Source organism: Lentzea sokolovensis (genome assembly GCF_033949975.1).
Classification (GTDB): domain Bacteria; phylum Actinomycetota; class Actinomycetes; order Mycobacteriales; family Pseudonocardiaceae; genus Lentzea; species Lentzea sokolovensis.
The window spans coordinates 376,765-393,527 of sequence record NZ_JAXAVU010000016.1 but is presented as its reverse complement, the minus strand read 5'-3'; the positions used below and the strand labels follow the sequence as shown (position 1 = coordinate 393,527).

At 68.2% G+C, this 16,763-nt stretch carries 13 protein-coding genes; 9 read left to right on the top strand and 4 right to left on the bottom strand.

Going from position 1 to position 16,763, the window contains the following annotated elements:
- Window positions 1-348: 348 nt before the first annotated feature.
- From SK854_RS42195 to SK854_RS42170, 6 genes are all read left to right on the top strand, one after another.
- Window positions 349-1,293 carry an RNA polymerase sigma-70 factor gene (locus SK854_RS42195; protein ID WP_319980758.1) on the top strand — a complete coding sequence of 315 codons (945 nt, stop codon included), beginning with the start codon at window positions 349-351 and terminating at the stop codon, window positions 1,291-1,293.
- Window positions 1,294-1,375: 82 nt separating this feature from the next.
- Window positions 1,376-2,560 carry an NAD(P)/FAD-dependent oxidoreductase gene (locus SK854_RS42190; RefSeq protein ID WP_319980757.1) on the top strand — a complete coding sequence of 395 codons (1,185 nt, stop codon included), beginning with the start codon at window positions 1,376-1,378 and terminating at the stop codon, window positions 2,558-2,560.
- 31 nt (window positions 2,561-2,591) lie between these two features.
- Window positions 2,592-3,434, top strand: a complete 843-nt coding sequence (locus SK854_RS42185; protein WP_319980756.1) for an NAD(P)H-binding protein — start codon at window positions 2,592-2,594, stop codon at window positions 3,432-3,434.
- A gap of 40 nt (window positions 3,435-3,474) precedes the next feature.
- A complete protein-coding gene (locus SK854_RS42180; RefSeq protein ID WP_319980755.1) occupies window positions 3,475-4,293 on the top strand; it encodes an alpha/beta fold hydrolase in 819 nt (272 codons plus the stop codon).
- Between the two features lie 215 nt (window positions 4,294-4,508).
- On the top strand, window positions 4,509-5,069 hold the full coding sequence (locus SK854_RS42175; protein ID WP_319980754.1) for a snapalysin family zinc-dependent metalloprotease: 561 nt from the start codon (window positions 4,509-4,511) through the stop codon (window positions 5,067-5,069).
- A gap of 282 nt (window positions 5,070-5,351) precedes the next feature.
- Window positions 5,352-6,212, top strand: coding sequence for a DUF4082 domain-containing protein (locus SK854_RS42170; RefSeq protein WP_319980753.1), 861 nt, complete (start codon window positions 5,352-5,354; stop codon window positions 6,210-6,212).
- A 107-nt stretch (window positions 6,213-6,319) separates the two neighbouring features.
- On the opposite strand, the gene SK854_RS42165 is transcribed toward SK854_RS42170, so the two are convergent.
- On the bottom strand, window positions 6,320-7,465 hold the full coding sequence (locus SK854_RS42165; protein ID WP_319980752.1) for a hypothetical protein: 1,146 nt from the start codon (window positions 7,463-7,465) through the stop codon (window positions 6,320-6,322).
- Window positions 7,466-7,585: 120 nt separating this feature from the next.
- Between SK854_RS42165 and yicI the strand changes: the two genes are divergently transcribed.
- Complete coding sequence (gene yicI, locus SK854_RS42160; RefSeq protein ID WP_319980751.1) at window positions 7,586-9,811, top strand: alpha-xylosidase; 2,226 nt, start codon at window positions 7,586-7,588, stop codon at window positions 9,809-9,811.
- A gap of 47 nt (window positions 9,812-9,858) precedes the next feature.
- Here yicI and SK854_RS42155 read toward each other — a convergent pair whose 3' ends face one another.
- From SK854_RS42155 to SK854_RS42145, 3 genes are all read right to left on the bottom strand, one after another.
- Window positions 9,859-10,695 carry an SGNH/GDSL hydrolase family protein gene (locus SK854_RS42155; RefSeq protein WP_319980750.1) on the bottom strand — a complete coding sequence of 279 codons (837 nt, stop codon included), beginning with the start codon at window positions 10,693-10,695 and terminating at the stop codon, window positions 9,859-9,861.
- A 101-nt stretch (window positions 10,696-10,796) separates the two neighbouring features.
- Window positions 10,797-11,606: a rhamnogalacturonan acetylesterase gene (locus tag SK854_RS42150; RefSeq protein WP_319980749.1), complete on the bottom strand. Its 810-nt coding sequence runs from the start codon at window positions 11,604-11,606 to the stop codon at window positions 10,797-10,799.
- 40 nt (window positions 11,607-11,646) lie between these two features.
- On the bottom strand, window positions 11,647-12,621 hold the full coding sequence (locus SK854_RS42145) for a pectinesterase family protein (RefSeq protein ID WP_319980748.1): 975 nt from the start codon (window positions 12,619-12,621) through the stop codon (window positions 11,647-11,649).
- Between the two features lie 152 nt (window positions 12,622-12,773).
- On the opposite strand from SK854_RS42145, the gene SK854_RS42140 reads away from it, so the two are divergent.
- A complete protein-coding gene (locus SK854_RS42140) occupies window positions 12,774-15,791 on the top strand; it encodes a glycoside hydrolase family 2 TIM barrel-domain containing protein (RefSeq protein ID WP_319980747.1) in 3,018 nt (1,005 codons plus the stop codon).
- Between the two features lie 16 nt (window positions 15,792-15,807).
- On the top strand, window positions 15,808-16,686 hold the full coding sequence (locus SK854_RS42135; protein WP_319980746.1) for an extracellular catalytic domain type 1 short-chain-length polyhydroxyalkanoate depolymerase: 879 nt from the start codon (window positions 15,808-15,810) through the stop codon (window positions 16,684-16,686).
- Window positions 16,687-16,763 lie beyond the last annotated feature (77 nt).

Below are 16,763 nucleotides of genomic sequence, written 5' to 3'. Positions count from 1 at the left end.
GATCAGCCGGCGGTAGATCTGGGCGATGAGCCGGTCGACGGATGCCCACCTGGGGCACCGATCAAGACGCTCGTGCTGCGGCTCGCCCGAGAGAACCCGCGATGGGGATGTCGGCGGATCCAAGGCGAGCTGGTCAGACTCGGCCACCAGGTCGCCGCCACCGTGCTCCGCTCAGGAAGTCGTCACTGCGGCGTGGCAGCGCATCTCGCCCAGACTGAGAGCGTGCTCGGGTGATCGTGTCCCTGGTTGAGGAGCAGCGCTGACTTCGAGCCTGCACTCGCCAGTTGGGATTCCGGAAGTTGGTGGGACCGAAGGTGTCGAACCACGCCGGATGGTTAACATGAGATCATGCTGGTCGGCGCGCATGAGGTCCAGGTGTTCGAGACGGCCAGAGCGCGGTTGGAGGCAATCGCCTACCGCCTGCTGGGGTCGGCCAACGATGCCGAGGACGCGGTGCAGGACACGTTCCTGCGCTGGCAGTCCGCCGACAGGACGCTCATCGAGACGCATGAGGCGTGGCTGACGAAGGTGCTCACCAACATCTGCCTGAACCGGCTCACTTCGGCGCGGGCCAGGCGGGAGACCTATGTGGGCCAGTGGCTTCCTGAGCCGGTCTTCGCCGGGGACCGGATGCTGGGTCCGTCCGACACCGTCGAGCAGCGTGAATCGGTCTCGATCGCGATGCTCACGCTGATGGAGCGCCTCTCGGCGAAGGAACGCGTTGTGTACGTGCTGCGCGAAGCGTTCGGATACTCGCACGGCGAGATCGCCGAGGTGCTCGACCTCACCGAGTCGAACTGTCAGCAGGTCTACCGGCGTGCCAAGCAGCACCTGACCGCCGACCGGCCCAGGGTGGAGGTCGACGCGACGGCGGCTCGCAGGATCGTCGAGGAGTTCCTCGCCGCGGCACTCAGCGGCAAGACCGAGTCGCTGGTGAGGATGCTGACCGACGATGCGATCAGCGCCGGCGACGGTGGCGGCGTGGTCCTGTCGGCGCCTCGGCCGATCACCGGTGCCCTGCGGGTGGCGAGGTTCCTTCGCACGCTGTTCAAGCCCAGCGAGGCCAAGTGGGAGATGATCGGTGGTCGCCCCGACCTGTTCGCCGCGGTCGCCAACGGCGTACCCGCGCTGGTGATGGTGGTCGGTGATCGGGTCGCCGGAGTGTTCTCGCTGGACGTGACCGCGGACGGAATCGCGGCGGTCCACGCCCAGGCGAACCCCGGCAAGCTCGAACGCGCGACGCGCCAGTGGTCCGCGTCCGGGCACGGGGAGCCGCTCACCGGGAACTGGTGACGCAGGTCACTCCGCGCTGCTGTCAGGTTTCGCGCCGCTGTCCGGTTCAGGGAGCACACACCGACCGGACAGGAGCAACACCATGAAGCACCGCATTGTCGTTCTCGGGGCCGGATACGCCGGAGCCAACGCCGCCGGGCGCCTGGCCAAGCGGCTGCACCCCACCGGCACCGAGATCACCCTCGTCAACGCCGATCCCGAGTTCGTCGAGCGCATCCGCATGCACCAGCTCGCGGCGGGCCAGGACCTGTTGCCCCGCTCGCTGACCGATGTCTTCGCGGGCACGGGTGTGCACGTGCGGCTGGCGCGGGTCACCGCCGTCGACGCCGAACGCAAGACCGTTGACGTCGTCGAGGCCGACGGTCCTGGCGAGATCGCTTACGACACGCTCGTCTACGCACTCGGCAGCACCGCCGGCACCTGCGGCGTACCCGGCGTCGCCGAGCACGCCCACGACATCGCCGGCAAGCAGTCCGCGCTGCGGTTGCGCGCTTCTCTGGCCGACCTCGCCGGGGGCGGCACCGTGCTCGTCGTCGGTGGCGGCCTCACCGGCATCGAAGCCGTCACCGAGATCGCCGAAGCCCGGCCGGACCTCGAAGTCTCACTCGCCGCCCGCGGTGGCCTCGGCGACTGGCTGGGGGACAAGGCCCAGGGCCATCTCCGCAAGGCGTTCGACCGGCTCGGCATCACCGTGCACGAGCACACCGACATCGCGAGCGTCGAGCAGACCGGCGTGGTCACCGCCGACGGCCGCACGATCCCGGCCCAGGTGACCGTCTGGACGGCCGGCTTCGCCGTCCATCCCATCGCCATGGCCACGACCTTGCAGGTGTCCGCGACGGGACAGATCGTCGTCGACGACACGATGCGGTCCGTGTCACACCCGGACGTCTACGCCGTCGGTGATGCCGCGCTCGCTCCGGGCGCGAGCGGCACGCCACTGCGGATGTCCTGCGCCTCGGGAGTTCCCTCGGCCCACCTCGCGGCCGACGTCATCGCGGCCCGCCTGACCGGACGCCAGATCCCTCCGAACAAGATCGGCTACACCGCCCAGTGCTTCAGCCTCGGCCGCCGCGACGCCATCCTGCAGTGGGTGACCCCGGACGACGAGCCCAAGCCGTCCGCGGTCATCGGCAAGATGGCCGTCCGCTTCAAGGAACTGATCTGCAAGGCCGCCGCCTGGAGCATCTCCCACCCGACGTTGATGTCCCCGGTCCGTCGCCGCCACGCCGTCCCGGCCGAAGAGGCCCTCACGATCGCCGCGTGACATCCCACCACCGCAAGGAGGAACGACCGTCATGATGCTGATCACCGGCGCCAACGGCGTCGTGGGACGTCAGGTGATGAACCTGCTCCTGCACGAAGGCACCGCCGTCACCGCGGTCACCCGCGGCCCCGGCAAGTCCCCGTTTCCCGGCCACGCGAAGGTCGTCGGCGGCGACCTGTTCAGTCCACAGTGGATCGAGTCGGCGCTGCGAGGAGTCGAGGCGATTCAGATCAGCCCGCGGGCCACCGGCCCCGGCCTCGCCGAGCTGCTGAAGCTGGCCGCCGAACAAGGCGTTCAGCGCGTGGTGCTGCTGTCGGCCGTCACCGTGGAGCACCCGGCAGGGGAAGCCCGCTTCGCCGCCCAGTTCAAGTCAGCCGAGGACCTCGTCACCGGCTCTGGTCTGAAGTGGACGGTCCTGCGCCTGGCCGACTTCGCCGCCAACGCGCTGGCATGGGCGCCACAGGTCATAGCGGGGGATGTGGTGCGCGGCGCGTACGGCCGAGCCGCCACCTCCCCGATCCACGAAACCGACATCGCCGCGGTCGCCGTGGAAGCACTCCGCGGCAACACCCCAGCGGAGTCGGTGTACACGCTGACCGGCCCGCAGTCCTTGGACCAGTACGAGAAGGTGCGGCTCATCGGCGCCGCCGTCGACCGGCCGCTGTCCTTCCAGGAGCTTCCAGCCGAGCAGGTGCGGCAGGGCATGCTCGCGCAAGGACTGCCCGAGGAGGTCCCTGCCCGCCTGCTCGGCTCACTGGCCGACTACAGCGAACGTCCCGGCCCCACAACCCGCACCGTGGAAGACCTCCTGGGCCGTCCCGCGCGCACCTTCGCCGACTGGGCGCACGACAACGCATCTGCCTTCAGTCCTTGATCACCGCGACGACCTGTGCGGCCAGTGCTTTGATGGGATCATGGCTCTCTCTCAGCGGTTCCACTGGCGCGGTCGTACCGTCTGCTGGGATGTTCGCGGTCGAGGCCCAGCGGTGGTGTTGTGTCATGGCACGCCGTGGTCGTCGCGCTTGTGGGAGCCGTACGCGCGCGCCTTGAGCAGTGAGTTCACCGTCTATCTGTGGGACATGCCCGGATACGGCGCATCCTCGAAACACGCCGGCCATCCGGTCGACCTCGCCGTCCAGGGTGAACTGTTCGCCGACCTGCTCGCACATTGGGAGCTGCGCGAACCACACGTCGTGGCCCACGACTACGGCGGAGCGGTCTCCCTGCGCGCGCACCTGTTGCACAAGGCCGTGTACGGGTCGCTCGCGCTGGTGGACGTCGTCGCGTTGCGGCCGTGGGGCTCGGATTTCTTCCAGCTGGTCGCCGCCAACGCCGACACGTTCGCGGCGCTGCCGCCGGCGGTGCACCGCGGTGCGCTGGAGGCGTACATCCGCGGAGCCAGCCACCGCGGCCTCACCGACGAGCAGCTGGCGACGCTGACCGAGCCGTGGCTGGCCGCGGAGGGACAAGCCGCGTTCTACCGCCAGATCGCCCAGGCCGACGAACGGTTCACCGACGAGTTCCACGACCTGCTTCCGACGATCACCATGCCGACCCACGTCATCTGGGGCGATCGTGACACGTGGATCCCGCCGGATCGCGGCCGCCGGCTCGCGGATCTCATCCCGGGCGCTGACCTGGAGATCATCGAGAACGCCGGGCATCTCGTGCAGTACGACGCACCGGTGGAGCTGGCCGTCGCGTTGCACCGATGGCTCAGCAGGACAGGCTGAGCCATCGCCGTGGGTGTCTGACGCACCGTGACGGCCGTTCGCCCCGTTTCCGCGTCTTTCACCGCATTCGTCTGAATAACAGGCAACGTCAACCGTCAAGAGCGCTGAACCACTTCACGCCAATGGCGGGCGAGTGGGTGCGACGACCTTCCTTACGTTGGGGTGGCGGAACCCCGAGGTTCCATTCTTCGCACCCTGCAAGCGAGGAGAACCCCATGTTCAGGAAAGTCGTCCTGTCCGTCGCGCTCGCCGCGGCCACGACCGTCGTCGCACCCCTGACCGGCCAGGCGTCGGCCGCCGAGGCCCCGATCACCGCGGCGGCGGTCACCGTCTACTACGACACCAGCAGCGCACCCACGTTCGCGAGCGCCATCCGGCAGGGCGCGGCGAACTGGAACGCGCGGGTGAGCAACGTGAAACTGGTGGAGAACCGCAGCGCGGCCTCCCTGCGCTACCGCGAGGGCAATGACCCACGCGGTTCGTACGCTTCCACCAACGGCCACGGCAGCGGCACCATCTTCATCGATTACACGCAGGCGCGGCAGTACTACGTCACCCGTATCACCGCTCACGAGACCGGGCACGCCCTCGGCCTGCCCGACCACTACAGCGGCCCGTGCTCGGAGCTGATGTCGGGCGGCGGTCCGGGCACGTCGTGCACCGTCGCCTCACCGAACGCCACCGAAGCGGCCCGCGTGAACTCCCTGTGGGCCAACGGGTTCGCCGGCACCTACGAGTGGAAGGTGATCTACGAGCAGGTCCCCGTCCACTCCTGAGCGCGCATCACCGCGAGGCCTGGGTCTCCCGTGGATCCAGGCCTCGTCCCTGCACGTCGTGGGCCAGTGCCGGGGTTGATCGACGAGTGCGAACCTGCGGCTGCGTGACACGCCACCAACTGCGGAGCCTTGCGGTGTAACAGGATCGGGCCGTCTGGTCTCGGGTTGTGCGGCTGCTTGGCGGGAAATCGGTTGTGCGCGTAGCGCGGAGCCGTTGTGCGGCGATGCGGGAGAAGAGGGGCAGGAAGGCTGCCTGGGTTCCGAGGCCCTGGGGGAGAGCGGATGCGTCGCTTGTCGAGGTGGATGATTGTTCTCGCGGTGGTCAGCCTGGCTGTGTTCGGCGCGCCGACGGCGATGGCCTCGAACCCGCCGTGGCACGTGGTTTATTCGCCATCGGTGGGTGCGAGTGCCGGAGTGGGCGAACCTGTTCTGATCACCGGGTATTCCTACGTCGGGGAGGGGACCCCGGCCCACGGCGTCGAATTGACCTTCGATGACGGTGTGACCTGGGCCGAGGCCGACCTCTCCAGCAACGGCTCGTGGCGCTACCTGTTCACGCCCATGCGGTCCGGCGACGTCACCTTCCGCATGCGAGGCTGGTACAACGGCGCACTCGGCGACATCAGTCCGCCGCGCACGTTCCACGTCGGCACGCCCGGCTCTCTCGCACCGATCAGCTGCCCGTGCACCTTCCGCGAGTCCGAGTTCCCGCACGACGACATCGACCCGCTTCCGGTGGAGCTGGGTGTGCGGTTCGCGGTCGACCGGCCCGGCTGGCTGAACGGTGTCACGTTCCGGCGAGGGCCGTACCGGGGCCCGGTGACGATCCGAGTCTGGGGACCAGGCGGCACGCTGCTGCACGAGCACGTCGAGCCATCGGTGACATCCAGCTACACGTCCGCGGCGATCACCCCTCCGGTACAGGCACAGCCCGGCACCGACTACGTCGTTTCGTACTACACGCCCGAAGGCGGCTACCAGGCAAGCGAGGACTTCTACACCGGCACCCTGTTCCACGCGCCGTACATCGTGCGCGCCGACGCGGGCGTCTATCGCTACGGCGAAGGCGGCGGGTTCCCGACCGACACGTGGAACCACAGCAACTACACGATCTACCCGTCTTTCACGTCCCAGCAAGGATGATCGATCCGCCGCCAGGCGGCCGGCTCTTCCTCACGGCCCTGTTGTTCCACCACGTCCAGGGCGCGAGGTGGGCGCGACCGCCCTTCACGGAACTGGCCCGCTGACCGTCACGGGCACACAGTGGACGTGCTGTTGTTCAGCGTGATGTTGCGGAACGTCGTGTTGGTGCCACAGGGATTCTCCCGGATCGACGAGTTGGTCACCGTCAGGTTCTGGACGGTGATGTCGCTGTTGTTCGGGAATTCCGAGCGCGCGGCCAGACGGATCTCCCCGCCACCGCTCACCGTGCCGCTCTGCGTCGCGAGGGTCACGTTGTAGCAGTTCTCGATCAGGACGGCGTTGTTGCCGGTGTTCGCGAGGTCGATCCGGTCGATGCTCAGCCCGCCGCTCTCCGACACGCAGAAGACGCCGCGGCCGCCACCGCGGGCGCGCACGGTCCCGACCCGGACGTTGGTGGGGTAGCCGTTGCCGACGCGGCCGTTGCGGTTGGCGACCCGGAACGCCGCGTACCCGGTGCCCGCGCCGGCGTTCTCGGCGTCCACGGTGCCGACGGTGGCGTTGATGGTGTCGTTGAGCAGCAACCCGGACTCGCCGACGCCGCGGGCCGTCACGGTGCCGATCGTGAGACCGTCCACGCCGTACGTCTCGACGGCGTGACTGCTCGCACCCGAGACGAAGACGTTGTCCATTCTGATGTTCCGGCTGCGCACGCTGGTGTTCCCGCGGTTGTCGACGCGCACGCCGAGGCCGCCGGAGAGCCGCATGTCGATCTGCCCGAGCACGAGGTTGTCGACGTTGCGCATGAAGATCCCGTACAACGGGCGGCCGGTGAGGCTGAGGTAGCGCACCTCGACGTCACGGGTTCCCCTTGAGTAGATCGGGGCCTGGTCACCGGAACCGGTGCCGGTCACGTCGATCGTGCCGCAGACGTCGATGCCCGTGTAGCTGGGCAACGAGATCCGCGAGCCCGCGCTGACCGAACCGTTGCCGCGTACGAGAACCCATTGCTTCGAGGTGCGTCCCGCGGTGAGGCTGCCGATCGCGGCCTGGACGGCGGAGCGCATGTCGCCTCCGGTGTAGACGGTCCGGCCACCGTTGCGGGCGGTCCACGTGCCGCCGCTCAGCACGGCCTCGGCGTTGAACGAGCGATCGCCGCAGGCCAGGATCCGTGGTTCGGCGTGCGCCACCGGCACGCCGCCGAGCATCGCCGACATGGCCACGACCGCGCCCAGTCGCCATCTGGTGGAGAACAAGGGAAATCTCCTTTGGAGAAGGAATTCAGGGGTTCCTCACCGGAAACGTTATCGCTAACCTTCTCGAAGAAAAGTTGATCGAAGCGTTTCGATTCGAATTCGAATGATGAAAGCGGTCGAATGAAGTTCAGCAACGGGTACTGGCTCCTGCGTGACGGTGTGCAGGCGGCTCATCCGGTCGAGGTCCAGGACATCACCCGGGCGGCGGGGGAGTTGGTGGTCCACGCGCCGACCCGCCCGATCCGCGGCCGGGGCGACCTGTTGCAGGGGCCGGTGGCGACGGTGCGGTTCTCCTCACCGATGCCGGACGTGATCGGCGTGAGCCTGACGCACTTCGAGGGCGGGCGGCCCGGGCGCCCGGAGTTCGTCCTCGCCGGGACGCAATCCCGCGTGCACCTCGCCGAGGAGTCCCTCACCGCCGGCGCGCTGGAGGTGAGGGTGAGCCGTGACTGGCTGGTCGAGTTCGTCGCGGACGGCAACGTGCTGACCTCCAGTTCCGCCAAGGGCATGGGTTTCATGACCGTGGACGGCAGGCACTACGTCCGCGACCGGCTCGGACTCGGCGTCGGTGAGGTGGTCTACGGCCTCGGTGAACGCTTCGGCCCGTTGGTCCGCAACGGTCAGGTGGTGGACATCTGGAACGCCGACGGTGGCACCAGCAGTGAGCAGGCCTACAAGAACGTGCCGTTCTACCTGACCAACGCGGGCTACGGCGTCTTCGTCAACGATCCGGGGCACGTGTCGTTCGAGGTCGGCTCGGAGAAGGTGTCCTGCGTGCAGTTCAGCGTCGAGGGACAGACGCTGGAGTACTTCGTGATCTACGGCCCGAGCCCCAAGGAGATCCTGCGCAAGTACACGTCGCTGACCGGCAGACCGGCGATGCCTCCGTCGTGGTCGTTCGGTCTGTGGCTGTCCACGTCCTTCACGACGTCGTACGACGAGAAAACGGTCTCCGGCTTCATCGACGGCATGATCGAGCGCGACCTGCCGCTGAGCGTGTTCCACTTCGACTGCTTCTGGATGCGCGAGTACCACTGGTGCGACTTCGAGTGGGACCCGCGCATGTTCCCCGACCCCGAAGGGATGCTCGACCGGCTGAAATCCAAGGACCTGCGGATCTCCGTCTGGATCAATCCTTATGTGGGACAACGGTCTCCGCTGTTCGCCGAGGGGCTCGAGGGCGGCTATCTGTTGCGCCGGCCGAACGGTGACGTGTGGCAGTGGGATCTGTGGCAACCGGGCATGGCACTGGTCGACTTCACCAACCCTGCCGCCCGCGAGTGGTACGCGGCGAAGCTGGAAGCCCTCCTGGACCAGGGCGTGGACTGCTTCAAGACCGACTTCGGCGAGCGGATTCCCACCGACGTCGCGTACTTCGACGGATCCGATCCCGAGCGGATGCACAACTACTACTCCTACCTCTACAACAAGACGGTCTTCGACGTGCTGCGAAAGCGGCGCGGTGACGGCGAGGCCGTGGTGTTCGCCCGTGCCGCCACCGCGGGGTCGCAGCAGTTCCCGGTGCACTGGGGCGGTGACTGCGAGTCGACCTACGAGGCCATGGCCGAGAGCCTGCGCGGTGGGCTTTCCCTGGGGCTGTCCGGGTTCGGGTACTGGAGCCACGACATCGGCGGTTTCGAGGGCACCCCGGACGCCGCGTTGTTCAAGCGGTGGATCGCCTTCGGCCTGCTGTCCTCGCACAGCCGCCTGCACGGCAGCTCGTCGTACCGGGTGCCGTGGCTGTTCGACGAGGAGTCCGTCGACGTGCTGCGGGTCTTCGCGAAGCTCAAGGCACGGCTGATGCCGTACCTGCACCACGCGGCGCTGCAGGCCACCACCGAGGGAACGCCGATGATGCGGGCGATGGCGCTGGAGTTCCCGGACGATCCGGCGTGCACCCACCTCGAACGGCAGTACATGCTCGGCGACAGCCTGCTGGTGGCGCCGGTGTTCTCCGACGGCGGCGAGGTGTCGTTCTACGTGCCGGACGGCGTCTGGACCGACTTCTTCACCGGCGAACCGGTGGACGGCGGCAGGTGGACAACGATGTCGTGCGACTTCCTCACGGTGCCGTTGCTCGTGCGGCCGAACACCGTCCTGCCGTGGGGGGCCGTCGACGACCGCCCGGACTACGACTACGCCGAGGGCGTCACGTTGCGGATCCACCACCTCGACGACGGTGCCTCGATCACGACCGAGGTCGCCGGATCCACGTTCCGCACGCACCGCAGCGGCAACCGGATCGACGTTCGGGTCGAGTCGCCGCCGGCGGCGTGGCAGGTCCAGTTCCCGGCCGGCGAACCGATTGCGGGCGCCGGAAACGCTCTCGCCGTCGAGAACCGGTGAGTGGTGGGTGGCCCGGCCGCCGTGGCGACCGGACCACCCGCCCCTTCTCACTTGAGGTAGCTGGAAAGCGGAATCCGTTGGTCACGCAGTGCTTTCGCGACGACGCCGGCGATCTGCTTGGCCCCGGCCGCCTCGAAGTGGGTGTGGTCGTTGCAGAAGAACGCGCCGACGGGGCCCGCGGTGTAGTCACCGTTGTTGGGGCACAGCTTGAGCGTGTTGTAGAGCGTGTAGCTCAGCTTGTGCAGGTCGATGACGGCCGCGCCGGCGGCCCGGCCCGCGTCGGACGTCTCGGTGAGGAAGCCGCGGGTGCCGACGGCCGCGTTGCCGCTGCACCTGATCGCCGAGACGGGCGTCAGGAAGATCGGGGTGACGCCTCGGTCCTTGGCGGCCTTGGCCATCAGGGCGAGGAGTTCCTTGTACCGTGCGGAACCCACGTGGCGAGGGCAGTTGCTGTCACCGTCGTTGATCCCGAACTGGATCATCAGGTAGTCGCCGGCCTTCATCCCGCTGGTGGGATCCAGCATGGTCAGCCAGCGCTGGTGGAACGTCCGCGGGCTCACCACGCACTCGCCGGCGGAGTCCTTGGTGCTCTTCACGTTGGACTCGTACAGCCAGGTCTGGATGCTCCGGCCGGCCACCGCGCTGTTCACCACGGTGACGTCGCCGGTGAACAGCGGGTCGAACTGGCTGCCCCAGCCCACGGGGCAGCTGGACTGCGGGTTGGACATCGTCGAATCGCCGGCGAGCCAGACCTTCACGCTCGCGGCGGCAGTGGACGACTCGGTGACGGGGGTGCAGTCGGCCTGATCCGCCGAGGCAGGACCGGCGTTGACGATGAAGGGGAGGGCGGCCAGCGCCACCAGTGACAAAAAACGTTTCCGCACAACAGTCTCCAGACGGCAGGGTTGTCTGATGTGGACGGCGTGGAAGAGAGACCTCGGCAGGTCGGCCACGGCCGCAACGGGAAGGCCGTCCCGACGCTCTCTCAGGCCGCGGTTCTCGGCCAGACGATCGCGCCGGGTGGGACCGCGGTGGTGAGCTGCCGGAACGAGCCGGACGGCAGGGTTCTCCGGTCGCGCAGCGCGGTGGCGACCAGCCGGGCGACCTCGATCGCGCCGGTCGCCTGGAAGTGCGTGTTGTCCTCGACGCCGTCGGGGTAGTGGGGATGCTGCCCGGCCTTGAGGTGCAGGAAGTACTTCTTCGTGCCCTCGGCGCCGGCGCGGTTGAACAGCGTCGTGCTGGACGCGGTGAGGTCGACCAGTGGCACGTCCTTGGCCGCCGCGAGCTGGCGCATCGCCGCCGGGTACGCGCCGTGGGTCGGGGATATGGTGCCCGAACTGGTGAAGCGGCGACGTTCGACGGACGTGACCAGGACCGGCTTGGCACCCTTGGCCCGGCTCTTGTCGATGTACTGCGAGAGATAGGACTTGTAGGTCGTCGACGGTTCGGTGTAGCGCGCCGGATCTTCCTTCTTCTCGTCGTTGTGGCCGAACGAGATCAGGAGAAGGTCGCCACGCCGGAGTTGGGCGAGAACGCTGTCGAGGCGTCCCTGGTCTGCGAAGCTCTTGGAGCTGGCTCCGGACAGGGCGGCGTTCACCGCCACGGCGCTGGAGGTGAGGAACACCGGCAACGCCTGTCCCCATCCGGTTCGGGGAGCCAGTGCGGACACATAGGTCGACGCGGTGGAGTCTCCGGCGACGAAGACGCGGACGGGGGTCGCCGCCGACGCGCTCGTGCCCGTGGTAGCCAGTGCGGCCACGAGGACACCGGCGAAAGTCGTGTGTTTCAGGTGCACAGGTGGTCTCCCTTGTGGGCCGGGGCGGAGGAGGACACTCTCACCGCGGGTTCCAGCCGTCGGTGCCCGCGAGGTACTTCTGCGGGGTGTGGTCACCGGCCAGTGAGTCCGGCAGCTGGGGCCGGTTCGAGTTCTGGGTGGCGCCGGGGCCGGTGTTGCGGTACTCGAAGAACCGGGCCTTCTTCCACGAGTTGTCGCTCATGTCGATCCACGGCTGGGAGTTCTTGAGCGTGGCGGTGAGAGTGGACTCGCGGAAGAGGACCTGGCCGTCGGGACGCCACGGCCTGCCCAGCTGGGTGGTGTCGCCGGTCGCGCCGGTGATCGTGCAGCGGTAGAAGAGCAGGCCGTACTTCCTGGCGGCAGGGGTGCTGGCAGCCGTGATCGGGCCGCCGGTGGTGCGCTTCTCGTGCACGGTGGTGCGTTCGAAGACCATGGTGCCGCCACCGAAGACGAAGTCGACGGTTCCTTCGACGTACGAGTCGGCCATGTAGGCGCGGGTCTTCTCGTTGACCAGGAACGTGTCCTGGTCGCCGAGCAGGCGGACGTCGCGGAACACGGCGCGGTCGGCGTTGAGGTGCAGCGCCACCGCCTGGTTCCCCTCGGTGCCGGGTTTCTCGGCGTAGTCGTTGGAAATGGTGAGGTTCGTGGCGGCGAAGTCGCGGCCGTCGACGAACATGCTGGCGCTGTTGAACGTGCCGCTGCTGCTCGCGCTGTTGTTGAACACGAGCACGGTCTGCGCGGGTGTGGAACCCAGGCCCTGCAACGTGATCGCTGTCCTGTTCGACGGCACCCGCACGATCTCCCGGTAGGTGCCCGCCTTGATCGTGATGGTGGTGCGCGCGGAGCTGTTGGCCGGCGCCGCGTTGATCGCGGCCTGCACGGTCCGGTACTGGGCGCTGCCGTCAGCCGCCACCGTCAGCGTGACCGCCGGTCCGGCTGAGGCAGGGGCCGCCGCACCGGTGCTCACCAGCGCGAGGACGGCCAAGGCGGCGGCACCCGCCACTCTCGGATTCATCGCTTCTCTTCTCTCGGCTCTTGCGCGCGGCACAGGTAAGCGCTTTCCTGGGTCGGCCAAGTATGGCGTTCCGGAGCGCGAAAATCGCTACAGGGTGGTGGGTTTTGGCTATTCGACGGTCGAATCGATGGTCGAACAGGTTCTGGGCACCCGTGCTCGGCGTCGTGGTCGTGGCCGGTCTGTGCGCTGTCCCTCCGGCGGCACAGGCCGAGCAGGTCCGACCGGGTGGAAGGTCTGTCGACTTCACCGGAGGGTGGCAGTTCGCGCTGGTCAACACCAATGGTGACGACGCGCCGCAACCCGGCGAGCACGACCCGGCGTGGCGGGACACGCGGCTGCCGCACGACTGGAGCATCGGGCTCGACCCGGTGGAAGGTCCGCACACGGGCGCCGGAACCGGCTTTCTGCCCGGTGGACTCGGCTGGTATCGCAAGGCGTTCACGCTGCCGTCTCGATTGGCCGGCAAGAAACTGTCGATCGAATTCGACGGTGTCTACATGGACTCCGATGTGTATCTCAACGGCGTACTGCTCGGCCGCCATCCCTATGGCTACACAGGATTCGCCTACGACCTCGACGCACGCACCGACGGCACACCGAACGTGCTCGCGGTGAAGGTCCGCAACCAGGTGCCCAGCAGCCGCTGGTACTCCGGCAGCGGCATCTACCGCGACGTCCGGCTGGTCATGACCGAGCCCGCGCACGTCACGCGTCACGGCGTGCAGGTGACCACGCCCGAGCTGGCGACCACGATCAAGTCCGGGTTCGCCACCCTGCGCGTGGCGACGACCGCCGTCAGCGAGACCGCCACCCAGGCGGAGATCGTCTCGACGGTCAGGGATCCGCGCGGCCGGATCGTCGGCAGGGCAACGACTCGTGCGGCACTGGCCGCGGCACCGAGCACGACCAGCACGGACATCAGGATCGCCGGACCGGCCCTGTGGTCGGTCGACCGGCCGGACCTGTACACAGTGGACAGCGAGATCCGGGTGCACGGCAGGGTCGTGGACACCGTCAGCACCCGCACGGGCATCCGGTACTTCGCGTTCGATCCGGACAACGGCTTCTCGCTCAACGGTGTGGAGACGAAGCTCAAGGGTGTCAACCTCCACCACGACCTCGGCGCGCTCGGCTCGGCGGTCTCGTCCGACGCGGTCGTCCGCCAGTTGCGGATCATGAAGAGCATGGGCGTGAACGCCGTGCGCACCTCGCACAACCCGCCCTCGCCGCAGTTCATCAGGGCGTGCGAGGAACTGGGCATCCTGCTGCAGGTCGAGGCGTTCGACACCTGGCGGTCGCCGAAGGTGAAGTACGACTACGGCCGGTTCTTCGACGCGAACAGCAGCGCGGACCTCCGCGAGATGGTGCACGCGGCCAAGAACTCGCCATCGGTGGTGATGTGGTCGATCGGCAACGAGATCCCCGACTCGAGCTCGGCCGCGGGCCCGCCGATCGCCCGGCGGCTCATCGACGACGTGCGCTCCGTCGACACCACCCGCCCGATCGTCATGGGCTCCGACCGGTACCGCCGTGTCCCCGCGATCGGCTCTCCGCAGGACCAGATCCTGCGGATGCTCGACGGACTGGGCCTGAACTACAACAACGCGTCCTCGATCGACGAGCTGCACACCCGTTACCCGGACAAGTTCTTCTTCGAGGCCGAGTCGTCGTCCTCCACGTCGACCCGCGGCTACTACCAGGATCCGGACCAGCTCAACACCGGCGAGAACCACACGCCGGGCAGGCGCAACACGTCTTCGTACGACAACAACCTGGAGACCTGGACCTACAGCGGCGAGTACGGCCTCAAGAAGGACCGCGACCGGAAGTGGTTCGCCGGCCAGTTCCTGTGGACCGGCATCGACTACATCGGCGAACCCACGCCCTACAACGTGTTCCCGGTGAAGTCGTCGTTCTTCGGCGCGGTCGACACGGCCGGGTTCCAGAAGGACTTCTACCACCTGTTCCGCAGTCAGTGGAGCAGTGAACCGATGGTGCACCTGCTGCCGATGGACTGGACCGGCCACCGGCCCGGCGAGCCCGTGTCGGTGTGGGCGTACAGCAACGCGGACACCGTCGAGCTGTACCTCAACGGCAAGTCGTTGGGGGAGCGGAGGTTCGACGAGAAGACCACGGTCTCCGGCTCGAAGTACCTGGAGACCACCGAGGCGACCGGGGACGACAAGAACGTCGTCACCGGCCCCTATCCCGGCAGTTACACCAGCCCCAACGGCAGCGCCGGCAAGCTGCACCTGACGTGGTCGGTGCCGTTCCAGCCCGGCTGGCTCGTCGCGGTCGCCAAGCGCGGTGGCGTGGAGGTGGCGCGGGACGAGGTCCGCACCGCGGGCGAGCCGCACGCGATCAGGCTGACACCGGACCGCAGGGTGACGAAGGCCGACGACAGGTCGCTCGCGTTCGTCACGGCCGAGGTCGTCGACCGCGCGGGTGTGGTCGTGCCGGACGCGGACGACCTGATCTCGTTCCAGGTCAGGGGCGGTGGCCTCGCGGGGCTGGACAACGGCCGGCAGGAGAGCGCGGAGAACTACCAGGCGAGCTCGCGCACCGCGTTCAACGGCAAAGCGCTGGCGATCGTCCGATCCGGACAGACATCGCCCGTGATCACGGTGACAGCACGCGCTCCCGGCCTGCGCACCGCGACCACCCTGATCGCGGCGATCGGCGGCAGGCCGGGCCCGGTGCGGGACACCGCCGATCCCGCGCCGGTACCGGCGCCCGCACCGGCGGCGGACGCTAGTTACTCGGGTGCCGCCGACACGATCCCGGCCGCGATGCTCGACGGGGACGCTTCGACGTACTGGTCGAACTACTACCTCAAGCGCGCCACGGGTCTGCTGCCCGCGGTGAGCCGGGCGCACGCGACGGACTGGGTGTCGCTGCCCGTTCCCGAGGGCGGTCCGGCAGGCTCGGTGCAGGCCTCGTTCCGCACCGACGCGTCACACGCCCTGCCGGCGTCGATCGCGGTGTCCTACTGGAACGGCCGGACGTTCGTGCCGGTGCGCGACGCGAAGGTCGAGTGGCCAGACGGCCAACCCGCGAGCATCACCTTCACCCCGGTGCGCAGCGACCGCATCCGCCTTGACCTCACCAGCTCCGCACCGGGAACCGCGCAAGGGTTCCTGGCTGTGTCGGAAGCAACGGTCGGACGTTAGGAGCGTCATGTTCCGCATGGCTTTGGCTTTCGCAGTCCTGCTCGGTCTGGTCGTCACACCCCAGGCCTCCGCGGCCGCGCTCGTCGAGGTGACGAACTTCGGGCCGAATCCCAGCAACCTCCGCATGCACGTGTACCGGCCGGACCGCGTGGCCGCCAGGCCGGGCATCCTGCTGGCCCCGCACTACTGCACCGGTTCCGGCCCGGAGATGTATCGCAACACGGAGTTCGCCAGGCTGGCGGACCAGTACGGGTTCGTCGTGATCTACCCGTCGGTGACCCGCGCCGAGAAGTGCTTCGACGTGTCGTCGCCACAGGCGTTGCGGCGTGACGCCGGCAGCGACCCGGTCGGACTGATCTCGATGGTGCGCTGGTCCCTGCGGCAGTACCGGGGAAATCCGGCCCGCGTGTACGTCACGGGCATCTCGTCCGGAGCCATGATGACCAACGTCATGGTGGCGAACTACCCGGACGTCTTCGACGCCGGCGCGGCGTTCGCCGGTGTGCCGGACGGCTGCTTCGCGACGAACAACGGCTCCACCTGGAACACCGAGTGCGCCAACGGCCAAGTGCTCAGGACGCCGCAACAGTGGGGTGACATCGCCCGGTCGGCCTACCCCGGCTACACCGGCGAACGGCCGCGCGTTCAGCTCTGGCACGGCACCGCTGACGACGTCCTGCGCTACCCGAACTTCGGCGAGGAGATCGACCAGTGGACCAACGTCCACAGGCTGTCGACCACTCCGACGTCCACCGACCACCCGCAGCCGAACTGGACCCGTCGCCGGTACAGCGACAAGGTCGAGGCGTACTCGCTGCAGAACGTCGGGCACAACCTGATGGCATCGGGGATGGCGTTGCGCGCCGTCCAGTTCTTCGGTCTGGACAGGGGATAGCGCGCGGGCGCACCGGATCACGTTTTGACACCCCGCGAGCTGCGCGGCGGTCACGACCGCCGCGCAGCCGAAACCGC